The organism is Ensifer adhaerens (assembly GCF_002940685.1).
Lineage (GTDB): Bacteria > Pseudomonadota > Alphaproteobacteria > Rhizobiales > Rhizobiaceae > Ensifer > Ensifer adhaerens_E.
The window spans coordinates 214,827-228,023 of record NZ_PNFP01000010.1 but is presented as its reverse complement, the minus strand read 5'-3'; the positions used below and the strand labels follow the sequence as shown (position 1 = coordinate 228,023).

Annotated in this window: 9 protein-coding genes; 8 read left to right on the top strand and 1 reads right to left on the bottom strand. The window is 65.0% G+C overall.

Annotated features, from left to right (window positions below):
- Positions 1 to 101: 101 nt before the first annotated feature.
- From C1A35_RS20530 to C1A35_RS20515, 4 genes are all read left to right on the top strand, one after another.
- The gene (locus tag C1A35_RS20530) at positions 102 to 1,145 is read left to right on the top strand and encodes an amino acid ABC transporter substrate-binding protein (protein WP_104666091.1); all 1,044 of its coding nucleotides are present in this window, start codon (positions 102 to 104) and stop codon (positions 1,143 to 1,145) included.
- Between the two features lie 20 nt (positions 1,146 to 1,165).
- Positions 1,166 to 2,356 carry an amino acid ABC transporter permease gene (locus tag C1A35_RS20525; protein WP_104666184.1) on the top strand — a complete coding sequence of 397 codons (1,191 nt, stop codon included), beginning with the start codon at positions 1,166 to 1,168 and terminating at the stop codon, positions 2,354 to 2,356.
- The gene (locus C1A35_RS20520; RefSeq protein ID WP_104666090.1) at positions 2,353 to 3,426 is read left to right on the top strand and encodes an amino acid ABC transporter permease; all 1,074 of its coding nucleotides are present in this window, start codon (positions 2,353 to 2,355) and stop codon (positions 3,424 to 3,426) included. Before C1A35_RS20525 ends, C1A35_RS20520 begins: the two co-directional genes overlap by 4 nt.
- A 77-nt stretch (positions 3,427 to 3,503) precedes the next feature.
- Positions 3,504 to 4,718: a TIGR03862 family flavoprotein gene (locus C1A35_RS20515; RefSeq protein ID WP_104666089.1), complete on the top strand. Its 1,215-nt coding sequence runs from the start codon at positions 3,504 to 3,506 to the stop codon at positions 4,716 to 4,718.
- Between the two features lie 59 nt (positions 4,719 to 4,777).
- Here the strand turns inward: C1A35_RS20515 and C1A35_RS20510 are convergent, their stop codons facing one another.
- Positions 4,778 to 6,592 carry an ABC transporter ATP-binding protein gene (locus C1A35_RS20510; RefSeq protein ID WP_104666088.1) on the bottom strand — a complete coding sequence of 605 codons (1,815 nt, stop codon included), beginning with the start codon at positions 6,590 to 6,592 and terminating at the stop codon, positions 4,778 to 4,780.
- Between the two features lie 513 nt (positions 6,593 to 7,105).
- Between C1A35_RS20510 and C1A35_RS20505 the strand changes: the two genes are divergently transcribed.
- The 4 genes from C1A35_RS20505 to C1A35_RS20490 all read left to right on the top strand — a co-directional run bounded on the left by C1A35_RS20505 (position 7,106) and on the right by C1A35_RS20490 (position 13,180).
- Complete coding sequence (locus tag C1A35_RS20505) at positions 7,106 to 8,461, top strand: ABC transporter substrate-binding protein (RefSeq protein ID WP_158665109.1); 1,356 nt, start codon at positions 7,106 to 7,108, stop codon at positions 8,459 to 8,461.
- On the top strand, positions 8,458 to 10,365 hold the full coding sequence (locus C1A35_RS20500) for an ATP-binding protein (protein WP_234822923.1): 1,908 nt from the start codon (positions 8,458 to 8,460) through the stop codon (positions 10,363 to 10,365). Before C1A35_RS20505 ends, C1A35_RS20500 begins: the two co-directional genes overlap by 4 nt.
- Positions 10,362 to 11,702 carry a sigma-54-dependent transcriptional regulator gene (locus C1A35_RS20495; protein WP_104666085.1) on the top strand — a complete coding sequence of 447 codons (1,341 nt, stop codon included), beginning with the start codon at positions 10,362 to 10,364 and terminating at the stop codon, positions 11,700 to 11,702. Before C1A35_RS20500 ends, C1A35_RS20495 begins: the two co-directional genes overlap by 4 nt.
- A gap of 158 nt (positions 11,703 to 11,860) precedes the next feature.
- The gene (locus tag C1A35_RS20490) at positions 11,861 to 13,180 is read left to right on the top strand and encodes an ABC transporter substrate-binding protein (protein WP_104666084.1); all 1,320 of its coding nucleotides are present in this window, start codon (positions 11,861 to 11,863) and stop codon (positions 13,178 to 13,180) included.
- The last annotated feature ends 17 nt before the right edge of the window (positions 13,181 to 13,197 follow it).

Genomic DNA, 13,197 nt, shown 5'->3' with positions numbered 1-13,197 from the left:
TACCTATTATATAATTTCTATAGATTTAATTATTCCAACACGCCTCGAACGGCTCTGCCGGTGATGCGCAATGACATTCTTTCTTGGCTTTGGGGGCCTTCATGCAGCGAAATTCCAATCACCGAAAATTCTTCACAAGGGCCTTTGCCGCAACGGCGGCGCTGGCGGCGAGCCTGATTGCAACCTCGGCGCTTGCCGGCGAAACGCTCGACAAGATCAAGGCGCGCGGCGTCATCAAGGTTGGTGTCGGCACCACGCCGGGCTTCTTCTCGCCCGACAGCAACGGCCGCTGGCAGGGCTTCTTCGTCGATTTCGGTCGCGCCATCGCCATCACCGTCTTCAACGACGCCGAAAAGGTCGAGTTCACCAACTCCTCGCCGCAGCAGCGCCTGCCTGCACTGCAATCGGGCGAGTTCGATATCCTGCTTTCCGGCGTCACGCAGACGGTGAGCCGCGCCTTCAAGCTCGGCTTCCACTTCGGTCCCGTGGTCTTCTATGACGGCCAGGGCCTCCTGGTGCGCAAGGATCTCGGCGTCACCAAGGGCGAGGAGCTGGACGGCGCGACGATCGGCGTCCAGAGCGGCACCACTGGCGAGCTCAACATCGCCGACTTCTTCCGCAAGACCGGCAAGGCCTTCACGCCCGTCACCATCGAGGAGACCGGCGAGTTCCTGAAGGCGCTCGACTCAGGCCGTGTCGATGCGCTGACGCAGGACGCGACCGACCTTGCCGCCAAGCGTACCCAGCTTTCGAAACCCGACGACTATGTGCTCTTGCCGGAGCGGCTGTCGAAGGAGCCGTTGGCGCCGGCAATTCGCGCCGGTGACGACCAGTGGCTCGAAATCGTCAACTGGACCGTCTATGCGACGATCCAGGCCGAAGAGTTCGGCATCACCAAGGAGAACGTCGACACCTTCTTGAAAAGCGAGGATCCGGCGATCAAGCGCTTCCTCGGCGTCGATCCGTCGCTCGGGGAAGCGATCGGCCTTGATCCGAAGTTCGCCTACAACATCGTCAAGGTCGTCGGCAATTATGGCGAGATCTTCGAGCGCAACGTCGGCAAGGGCACGCCGCTCAACTTCGAACGCGGCTACAACCAGCCCTGGACCGCGGGCGGCCTGCTCTATTCGCCGCCGTTCCGTTGAGCCGGTTCATGGTCTTTCCCATGACACGCCAACGCCAACCGGGCCCTTCGGGGCCCGGACCTGTCTCGCGCCTCAGGTCGTGGATCGGGCCGCTGCCTTTGCAGCAGGGCCTGCTTTTTATCGGCGTGCTCCTGCTCTTTGCCTTCCTCGGCCAAAACACCGCCGAGAGCATGCACCGCATGGGACTGACGCCCGGCTTCGCCTTCCTCTCTCATCAGGCAAACTTCGAGATCGGCGAGAGCGTGCTTTCCTATTCCGCCGGTGACAGCTACGCCCGGGCGCTCGGCGCCGGCATCGCCAACACCGTCAAGGTGGCGGTCGTCGGCTGCCTGCTTGCAACCGTGCTCGGCGTCGCGCTCGGCATCATCAGGCTCTCAGGCAACCTGCTACTGGCAAGTTTCGTCCACGGCTATGTCGAGCTTCTGCGCAACACGCCGCTGTTGCTGCAACTGTTCCTCTGGAGCGCGATCATTCACGCGCTGCCGCCGCCACGCGGCGCTTACACGTTGCTGGGCAGCGTCTATCTCAGCAACCGCGGCGTCTTTCTCCCCTCGCTCTCGATCGAGGGATTGCCGGCAATCGTCTGGCTTTCGGCGGTGGTGCTGGTTGTCCTTGCCGCGCTGTTCCTCGCCCGCCGGCTCTTTACAGGCTCTGCCTTCTATCTGCCGAAGTCGGCAGCTGCTGCCGTCGGTGCCCTTGCCCTCTGCTACCTCACCCTCACATCTCTTGGCTTCGCGGCCTCTGTCGAGATACCGGCCAAGGGCGGCTTCAACATTCGCGGCGGCCTGTCGCTGACGCCGGAATTCGCGGCATTGCTGATCGGCCTCGTCGTCAACGCCTCCGCCTCGATCTCCGAGATCGTGCGCAGCGGCATCCAGTCGGTGAAATCTGGCCAATGGGAAGCGGCCCGGGCGCTGGGCTTGAAGCCTGCGCAGATCATGCGTCTCGTTGTGTTGCCGCAGGCGCTCAGGGTGATCACGCCGCTGATGATCTCCAGCTTTCTCGATCTGACCAAGAATTCGAGCCTCGCCGTCGCGATCGGCTATCCCGATCTCGTCAGCGTCGCCAACACCACGGCCAACACCACGGGCCAGGCGCTGGAGGCGATCATCATCATCGGCGCCGTCTACCTGACGATCAGCCTTGCGGTTTCGGCCCTCATGAACCTCTACAACCGACGCGTGGTTCTGCGCGGAGAAGGAAAGCGATGAGCCAGATCGAACTTGCGCCGCCGGTAGCACCCGACTGGCATCGCTGGCGCGAGGGCCTCTTCAGCAGCTGGGCGAATGGTCTCGTCACGCTTGTCACGCTTGCGGCGATCCTCTGGCTCGCACTTCCCTTTTTTCGCTGGGCTTTCATCGATGCCGTCTGGACCGGCACGGCGGCCGATTGCGCCGGGGAGACGGCCGGCGCCTGCTGGGCCTTCGTCGGCGCCAAATTTCGGTTCATGCTCTTCGCCTTCTTCCCGCCGCAGCTGCAATGGCGCCCGGCGCTGGTTCTCGCCCTCATTGCAGCGCTGCTGACGATCTCCGCCCTTCCCCGCTTCTGGAGTTTCCGCCTGGTGCCCGTCTGGCTGCTGGCGCTGGTCGGCATCTGGCTGCTGATGGCGGGGACATCGGGCCTGGAACCGGTGTCGACCAATCACTGGGGCGGGCTGCCGATCACCCTCACCGTGTCGATCGCCGGCCTCGCCTTCGCCTTCCCGATCGCGCTCGCCTTGGCGCTTGCCCGCCAATCCGACATGGGCATCGTGCGGTACCTGGCGGTCGCCTTCATCGAGGTGCTGCGCGGCGTGCCGATGATCGCCGTTCTCTATGTGGCCATGCTGATCGTGCCGATGGCGCTGCCGAGCGGGGCTGCGATCGACAAGCTGCTGCGCGCCCAGATCGGCGTCACCCTGTTCTTTTCCGCCTATCTCGCCGAAGTCATCCGCGCCGGTCTGCAGGTGATCCCGGCTGGCCAGAAGGAGGCAGCGCTGTCGCTTGGCCTCAGCCGTATCCAAATGCTGAGGCTGGTCGTGCTGCCGCAGGCGCTCACCGCCGTCATCCCGGCAATCGTCAATCTGTCGATCGGCATCGTGCTCAACACCTCACTGCTCGCCGTCATCGGCATCCACGATCTCCTGAATGCCGCCAAGACGTCCGCGACCGACCCGACCTGGCTGGGCTTCTACAGCGAGGCCTATATCTTCGCGGCCCTGGTCTATTTTGCCATCTGCTTTACCGGCTCGCGCTACAGCCTGTGGCTGGAGAGAAAACTCAAGGCCTCCGATCGGCACTAGCGCACCGGGCGGGGTTGCGCGCCGCTCGTCGCCGGGCCAAGAGTGCGGCGACGTGAAAACTGTGACCGGGCAAACGCATGGGACAAAACAACATCGCCATCATCGGCGGCGGGCCAAGCGGCCTGATGGCGGCCGAAGTCCTGTCGGAGCGCGGCCACGCCGTCACCGTCTATGACGGCATGCCGACGGTCGCGCGCAAATTCCTGCTCGCCGGCAAATCGGGCCTGAACATCACCCATTCCGAAGACTACGCCGCCTTTGCCGAGCGCTTCGGCGACGCCTCTCCGCGACTGCGTGCGGCCCTCGACGCCTTCACGCCCGAGGATGTCAGGCAATGGGCGGCGGCTCTCGGCACCGAAACCTTCGTCGGCTCGTCGGGCCGCGTCTTTCCCAAGGCGATGAAGGCGTCGCCGCTGCTGCGCGCCTGGTTGAAATCGCTGGAAGGCCGCGGCGTCAAGATCCTGACCCGGCACCGCTGGACAGGGTTTCAGGGCAAGGAACTCGTCTTCGATACACCCGATGGCCAAATGCGGATCAGCGCCGATGCGGCCCTGCTCGCGCTCGGCGGGGCCAGTTATCCGCGCCTCGGCTCCGATGCGGCCTGGGCCCCCTGGCTGGACGAGAAGGGCGTCGCCGTCACGGGCCTTGAGCCCGCCAATTGCGGCTTCGACGTCGACTGGAGCGAAACGTTTCGCGAGCGCTTCGCCGGCGCCGCACTCAAGGCCGTTACCGCGGCCTCAGAGACCGGCATCGTCCCGGGCGAATTCGTCGTCAGCAAGAGCGGTATCGAAGGCAGCCTGGTCTACGCCCATACGAGCGTGCTCAGGGACCGGCTTTTGCGCGGCGAGCGGGCCGACCTGCTGATCGACCTCGCCCCCGCGCGAACCGTTGAAAAGCTGGCAAGGGATCTTGGCCGCTTCGACAGCAAGACCAGCTTTTCCAATCGTCTGCGCAAGGGGGCCGGGCTCGAAGGGGTGAAGGCTGCCGTGCTACGCGAGGTTTCGCCTGGTGCTGCGCGCATGCCGCCCCGGGAACTTGCCGCCTTGATCAAGGCTCTGCCGATCCCGCTCAAGCGCCCCCGCCCTATCGCCGAGGCCATATCGTCTGCCGGCGGCGTCGACTGGGACGCGATCGATGATGACTACATGTTGAGGGCGCTACCGGGCACCTTCGTTGCCGGCGAGATGATCGACTGGGAGGCGCCGACCGGCGGCTATCTGCTGACCGCCTGCTTTGCCACCGGCCGTGCGGCCGCACGCGGCATCGATCGCTGGCTTACGCGACGAGCATAAGAACCGTCGCGCCCCGTGTCGGGGCGCGACGACTGGTTTTAGAAGGTGCGCCTCGGCGCTCACTGGTCGTTCAGCACCAGCCCCTTGGTCAGTTCCAGCGCCTGGCGCTCGAAGAGGCCGCGGTAGATGCCGCCGTCGAGGCGGATCAGCGCGTCGTGCGTGCCCTCCTCGGCGATCCGGCCGTGGTCGAACACCAGCAGCCGGTCGAGTGCCCTGACGGTCGAGAGCCGATGCGCAATCACCAGCGTCGTGCGCCCGAGCATCAGCCGCTCCATCGCCTGCTGGATCAACACCTCCGATTCCGAATCGAGGCTGGATGTCGCCTCGTCGAGGATCAGGATCGGCGCGTCCGCAAGGAAGGCGCGCGCGATCGCGATGCGCTGGCGCTCGCCGCCGGAAAGCTTGACACCGCGTTCGCCAACCAGCGTGCCGTAGCCTTTCGGCAGCGCCGTGATGAAGTCGTGGGCGCTCGCAAGCTTTGCCGCCTTTTCGATCTCGCTCTGCGTCGCATCCGGCCGCGCATAGGCGATATTTTCCGAAAGCGACCGATGGAACAGGATCGGCTCCTGCTGGACGATCGCGATCTGCTGGCGCAGGGACGTCTGCCCCACCGAGGCGATGTCCTGCCCGTCGATCCGGATCTCGCCGGCCTTCAGGTCGTGCAGGCGCTGGATCAGCTTGACGAAGGTCGTCTTGCCCGAGCCGGAATGTCCGACGAGACCGACGCGTTCTCCCTCGCGGATCGTCACCGAGAACCGGTCATAGAGCGGCTTGCGGTGCGCACCGTAGTGGAAGGTCACGTCCTTGAACTCGATGCGGCCGTCGGTGATCCGGATCGGCTTGGCATCCGCCCTGTCCTCGATGCCGAGCGACTGGCCATGGATGTCGACGAGCTCTTCCATGTCGTTGATCGAACGCTGCAGGTTGCGGATGTGCTGTCCGACTTCGCGCAGGTAACCCTGCAGGATGAAGAACGAGGTGAGCACGAAGGTGATGTCACCCGCCGTGGCCTGGCCGCGCGCCCAAAGCAGCAGTGCAAAGCCGATCACCGCCGCCCTGAGGACGAGCAGCATCGCGCCCTGCGTCGTGCCGTTGGTCGTGCCGCGGATCCAGGTGCGACGCGTGCGGTCGCGCCACTTGCCAAGAACCTTGGCAAGCCGCGCATCCTCGCGCCTCTCCGCACCGAAGCCCTTGACCACGATGTTGCAGCTCACCGCATCGGCAAGCGCGCCGCCGAGCTTGGTGTCCCAACGGTTGGCAAGGCTCGCCATCGGCGCGACGTATCCGAGCGACAGGAGGATCGTCACCACAATGAAGACGATCGAACCGATACCGATGATGACACCCATCATCGGCCAGTAGAGCGCCATCAGCACTGTGGAACCGACGAGCATCACAACGGACGGAAACAGCGCCACGAGCAGCGTGTCGTTCAACAGGTCGAGCGCCCACATGCCGCGCGTCACCTTGCGCACTGTCGAACCGGCAAAGCTGTTGGCGTGCCAGTCGGTCGAGAAGCGCTGGATGCGGTAGAAGGCGGCCGACGCGATGTCAGCCATCATCTTGAGCGTCAGGTCGGTGACCCCCAGGAAGGTGAAGTGCCGCAAGATGATCGCGCCGAGCGAGAGCGCCATCAGCATCCAGAAGGCGGCAATCGCCGCATCCCAGGCAAGCTGATCGGCGGCCGCGCCGGAGACGACGGCATCGACCAGCCGGCCGGAGTAGAGCGGCGTCAAAACGTCGGCCAGCGTCGACACGAGGACCATGCCGAGGATGACGCTGATCCGGAGCGGCTGCGCTTTCCAATGGGACCAAGTAAAACCGAGGACGCTGCGGAAAGCCCCGCCGCGCAGGTCGATACGAGTAAAAGCCATAATATCTGCCCGATGCGCGTGCATCGGCCTCAAAACGATTTCAGAACGGATTATGCCGAAAAAAGGAACCCAGCTTCCGATGCGGCATCATGGATTTGGCAGCATCCTGCGAAGAGGACGGGCCAAGGTCAGCGAGAAGAACCCCGACCTGGAAAAGACGGAAAGGCGAAAACGCCCTTCTGCGTCCAGCTCAGAACTGTACGCCGCCCCGTAGGGAGAAAGAAAAAGCTGGCATCTTTTGAAACCTCCCTGATTGGTTGCCGGAAGACGACCTATAGGCGAATCGCGCGCAACCGCCAAGTGCAGAAATCTTGCCATGGCGCCAATCGTCGCGGCTGCGACCTGTTTGCAACAGTCACGGCAAGCACCTCCCGGGGTTTACGGCAGCCTCCTGTTCGTAGCAGAGTGCGCATCGATCGCCGACCGTGCCATGGCACAAAACGGCGGCATCTGGGGAGGTCCGCGGCAACCGGCACCGGCAATGACCGGGCGGCGATGCGCGGTGGGAGTGAATTGACAAGATTCCGATTCGAAATCGCCGCGGCCCTGCTGCCGCTGATCACGCTTTGCCTCCTGGCGCTCGCCGGCCCGGCGCGCGCCGCCGAAAAGCAGGACCTCGTGGTGGTCACCTCCTATCCACCGTCGTTCTTCGAACCGTTCCGCGCGGCCTTCGAACGCGCCAATGCCGACGTTCGCGTATCGATCGTCCAGCGCAACACGGCAAGCGCCAGTCGCTTTGTCATCGAAAAGGCCGATGTGCCGGCCGACATCTTCTGGGCATCGGCGGCGGACGCCTTCGAACTCTTGAAACGCAACGGCAGCCTGCGGCCGATCGCTCCACGCGACACCGGCGCAGCCGACAGGGTTTTCGGTTATCCGGTCAACGACCCGGAAGGTTATTACCTCGGCTTCGCACTGTCGGGCTATGGCTTCGTCTACAACCCCGCCCACCTCGCGAAAAACAACCTGCCGGCGCCGCGCAACTGGCAGGATCTGCTGAACCCCGTCTACTCCGGCCAGATCGGCATCACCACGCCGTCGCGTTCCGGCACGACGCATCTGATCGTCGAAGCCCTGTTGCAGACCTATGGCTGGGAAGAAGGCTGGGCGATGCTGTCGAAGCTTGGCGGCAATCTCTCGACGGTCACCGCCCGCAGCTTCGGCGTTGCCTCCGGGGTGGCGCAGCGCCGCTTCAGCATCGGCATCACCATCGATTTCCTCGCCACCACGCCGGATTTTGCCGGTGCCGGCAATGTCTTCGTACTGCCGCCCGACACCGTGTTCGTGCCGGCAAGCATCGCCATCCTGTCGCGGGCGCGCAACGTCCCGGCCGCGGAGCGCTTCGTCGATTTCGTGCTTTCACAGGCCGGTCAAAAACTCCTGCTGTCGCCGGCGATCGCCCGGATCCCCGTCGACCCGACACTCAACAGCAACCTTTTGCCGCGTGAAGACGGCGAACCTCTGCTGAAATCCGGTGGCTTCGATGCAGCGCTGTCCGCCCGCCGATATGGCCTCGTCAATCTGATCTTCGACGACTACATCGTGCGCCGCCGCGCCACGCTCGCCCGGCTGTGGAAGAGGGTCGCCGAGCTGGAGATAGTGGAGATAGACGGCGCGCAGCGGCTGAGCATGCTCGCAAGGGCCCGGCGCCTGTTGGCAACACCGCCTCTTTCCGCAAGCGAAATCGCGCGTGTTGCCGCGCCGCTCCAGGGCGAATGGCCGCGCGGCGTGGCCCGCTCGCCGGCCCACGCGGAACTGGCGAGCCGGCTGCGCGCAAGGATCGAGCAGAACCTCGCGGAAGCGGAAGGGCTTCTCTCCTCCGCCTCCCGCCCCGGCGGCAGCATCAACCTTCACCCGTGGCGGCAATGATGGACAGGACGCTGGAAACGACGGGATCGTCGCCGCGCTGGCGGTTCGGCATCGGCGCCCGCCTCGTGCTCGCCTTCGTCGCGATCGTCGGCTTTGCGGTCGTCGCCTGTATCGTCGGCTGGCTTTCCTACAAGCGGCTGTCCGGCGAATTGTCGCGCATGACGGACGAGCAGATGCCGCAACTCGCCTTCGCCTCGCGCCTGTCGAAGGCCGGCGCCGATATCGGCGCCGTGACAGCCGTTCTTGCCGGCGCCGAGAGCCGCACCGAGTACACCGAGATCCGCAACACCTACACCATGCGGCTCGCGACGCTGCGGGCGCTGCTCGAAGAGAACGCCGCCCAGTCCGGCACCACGGCGCTGCTGCCGCTTTCCGAGGCGATCGCGGCGAACCTGAACAGAATGGACCTTGCGGCCGGCAAGCGTTTCACGCTGCGCGAGGCGATGCGCTCCGACATCGACGAGTTGCGCTGGGTGCAGGCCGACCTTCTCGAGGAGGCTGACCCGCTCGTCGACGATATCCGCTTCAACATCGAAACGGAAACACGCAACGGACAGGGCTCGGCCGCCCTTGCCGAACAGCAGAAAAGCGAGGCGCTCCTGACGGTCGTGTCCCAGGCGAACCTAGCGACGGGACTGATCGGCCGGCTCGTCAACGCCACGACCGAGGAGGAAATGCAGGAGACCAACGCCTTCCTCGGCGACAGCGCCGACGAACTGGCAAGCCGTATCCACTCTCTCGACGGATGGCCCGACAGCATCACCGTCCGGCAACTCGCCCGGCGCATTCTCGACCAGTCGAGCGCCGCAACCGGCATACCCAACCGCAAACGCTCGGAAATGCTGCAGGCTGGAACGCTTGGCCAGCTCGCCGGCGAAAACGCCCGGCTGGTCGAAGAGCTTGGCCGCAGGATCGAAGCGGAGGTGGTCGCGATCGAGGCGAGCGCCGGCGAGGCGGCGCGGCGCGCTGCCGCGGCAATCGAAACCGGGCGCAGCCTGCTGGTGGCGATCGCCGTCCTCTCGGTGCTTGTCGCAACCGCGATCGGCTACTTCTACGTCCAGCGGAACCTCGTTGCCCGCATCCGTCTGCTGGCTTCCGCCGCCGGCGCCATCAGCGGCGGCCGCCCGGCCGCCCCGATCCCGCCGGCACAGGCCGACGAACTCGGCGACCTCTCCCGCGCGCTCACCCTCTTCCGCCAGACCCGCGACGAGTTGGTGCAGTCCGCCAAGCTTGCCGCACTCGGCCAGATGGCGGCCGGCATCGGTCACGAACTCAACCAGCCGCTGGCAGCCCTTCGCGCCCATATCCACAGCGCTGCCACCCTGATCGGCCGCGGCAAGGGCGACCAGGCCGCCAACAACCTCGACAAGATGAAGGGGCTGACGGGGCGCATGGCCGACCAGATCAGCCATATCCGCCGCTTTGCCCGGCGCCCGGACGCGCAATTGCGACCGGTCGATCTCGTTGCCGCCGTCAGCGACGCGCTCAGCCTGCTCGAACACCGTTTCGAGGAAGAGGCCGTCGAACTCGAACTCAGCCTGCCACAGAACAGTCCGGTGATGGTGATGGCCGAGCCGGTGCGGCTCGAGCAGGTCGCCGTCAACCTGATCGGCAATGCGCTCGATGCCGTCACCGAGCGCGCCGAGCGCCGTGTCAGCGTTGCGGTCGATGCGACGGACCGCAAAGCGCAGCTGGTCGTCGGTGACACCGGGCATGGCATCGCCTCGGCGAACCTGAGCAGCGTGTTCGACCCGTTCTTCACCACCAAGCCTGTGGGTTCCGGCCTCGGTCTGGGCCTGTCGATCTCCTACAACATCGTCAAGGACTTCGGCGGCGACATCGCGATCCTCGACACCGGCCCGACCGGCACACGATTCCTCATATCCCTGAAAGGACCGGAATGAGACCGGAAGCGGACATCATCCTGATCGACGACGACGCCAGCGTGCTTGAGGCCTGCTGCCAGGTGCTCGAACTGGAGGACTTCGGCGTGGCCCCGCACGGCTCCGTCGCCTCGGCGCTGGCAAACCTTCGCGCCGACAGCGGGACGGTCATCGTTTCGGACGTGCGCATGCCCGATCACGACGGCTTCGATCTGGTCGCCGCCGTCCGCAGGATCGATCCGGAGATCCCCATCATCCTGATGTCCGGTCACGGCGACATCCCGATGGCGCTCAGGGCCATGCGCGAGGGCGCCTGGGATTTTCTCGAAAAGCCGGCCGATCCGGTGCACCTGATCGAGACGGTTCGCCGCGCCCGCGAACACCGGCGCCTGCTGCTCGAAAATCGCCGCCTGCGGCTCTCCGTCGACAAGGACGGCTGGGAGACGCGGCTGATCGGACACTCGGCGCCGATGGTGGCACTGCGCGAGAAGCTGCAGCGCATCGCCACCGCCTCCGCCGACGTGCTCATCATCGGCGATACCGGCACCGGCAAGGAAGTCACCGCAAGGGCGCTGCACGATTTCAGCGGCCGCAAGGGTCGCTTCGTCGCCGTCAACTGCGGCGCCATTCCCGAGACCATGCTCGAATCCGAACTGTTCGGCCACGAGGCCGGCGCCTTTACCGGCGCGCGCGAAAAGCGCATCGGCAAGATAGAATATGCCGATGGCGGCACGCTGTTTCTCGACGAGATCGAATCGATGCCGCTTGCGGCACAGGTGCGACTGCTGCGCGTCCTGCAGGAGCGCGTCATCGAACGGCTCGGCTCGAACGTCGAATTGCCGGTCAACATCTGCGTCGTGGCAGCAACGAAGGCCGACCTGCACGACGCCGCACGGCGGGGCGAGTTCCGCGAGGACCTCGCCTATCGCCTCGACATCGCCCGGGTCGAACTGCCGCCGCTCGCGCGCCGCAAGGGCGATGTCGGCCTCTTGTTCCAGCATTTCCTCGGTCTTGCCGCCAAGCGCCAGGGACGAACCCCGCCGCCGGTCGACGCGGATCATCTCGCCGACCTCAACGCCCGCCTCTGGCCCGGCAACGTGCGCGAGCTGCGCAACGTCGCCGAGCGCTTCGTGCTCGGGCTCGAAGAGCGCGTCGGCACTGATCCCGCAACCACGGATGACGAGACACTGGAAGCGCAGATGGACCGACTGGAACGGACCATCCTCGTCAACAGCCTTGCCAGGTATGACGGTCGCGTCGGGGCCACCGCCGACGCGCTCGGCATCTCCAGAAAGACGCTTTATCTGAAGATGCGCAAGTTCGACATCGACGCCCGCAGCGACGGCGACGAGGGGTGATGTTACCCTTTTGACCCCACGCCGCCGGCCCCGATGTTACCTTTCTTTCCCATCCCGGCGCGAAAACGCCCGGTTTTACGGGATTTCAGATCTGGCACGGGCCTTGCTCTCCATAGGTCAGCCGCCAAGCACCGGCGGCCTATTGGGAGGAGATACCTATGTTGAAAACCATCGCGGCAGCGATGCTGATGTCGGCTGCGTTCATCGTGACGGCCCATGCCCAGGACGGCGGCAAGGTGACGATCGTCACCTCGTTCTCCAAGGACGTGACCGATCCGTTCAAGGCGGGCTTCGAAGCCGCCAATCCCGGCTTCACCCTCGACGTCCAGAACAAGAGCACAAGCTCGGGCGTGAAGTATATCGACGAGACCAAGGTCAACAACCAGGTCGATCTGTTCTGGGCGTCGGCCCCTGACGCCTTCGACAGCCTGAAGAGCAGGGAGCTTCTGGCGAAGTTCACCCCGTCGGTGACGGGCCTGCCGGAAAAGGTCGGCTCCTATCCGGTCAACGATCCGGACGGCTTCTATTTCGGCTTTGCGGCGTCGGGCTACGGCATCATGTCGAACGACCGTTATCTCGAGGCCAACAACCTGCCGAAGCCGGCCGAGTGGGGCGACCTCGCCAAGCCGGAATACTATGACCACGTGGCCATCGCCGCGCCCTCGCGTTCCGGCACCACCCACCTGACGATCGAAACGATCCTGCAGGGCGAGGGCTGGGACAAGGGCTGGGGGACGCTGAAGGGTATCGGGGGCAACCTGCAACAGGTGACCGAGCGCTCGTTCGGCGTTCCGGATGCTGTCAATTCCGGCCAGACCGGTATCGGTATCGTCATCGACTTCTTTGCCTTCTCGGCCCAGGCAAGCGGCTTCCCGGTCAGCTTCGCCTATCCGTCGGTCACCACGGTCGTGCCGGCCAATATCGGCATCGTCGCCAATGCGCCGAACCAGGCGGGCGCCGAGGCCTTCGTCAATTACATCCTGTCGGAGAAAGGCCAGGAAGTCCTGCTCGAGCCGGCGATCCGTCGCCTGCCGATCAACCCGGCGCTCTACGCCAAGGCACCGGAAGGTTTCCCGAACCCCTTCAAGGATCCGCGCTTCCAGTCGATGATCACCTTTGACAGCGACGTTTCAAAGAAGCGCACCGACGTCGTCGACACGCTGTTCGACCAACTGATTTCCTTCCAGCTCGAAAACCTCAAGGGCGCCACCCAGGCGGTTCACGCGGCAGAAAAGGCGCTTGCCGCCAACGAACAGCCAGCTGCACGCGCCCTGCTCGACGAAGCCAAGGCCCTGATCGCCGCCATGCCGATCACGTCAGAGGAAGCGGCGAGCAAGGAGACCCGCGACGCCTTTACAGGCGGCGAGGAGAAGACCGCGCGCCAGGCGGAACTGGAGCAGAAGTGGGCCGCCTTCGCGACGGAAAAATATGCCGCTGCCAAGGCCAAGGCTGAAGAAGCCCTGAACCTCGTCGACTAACCGGCGACAGCGACCGC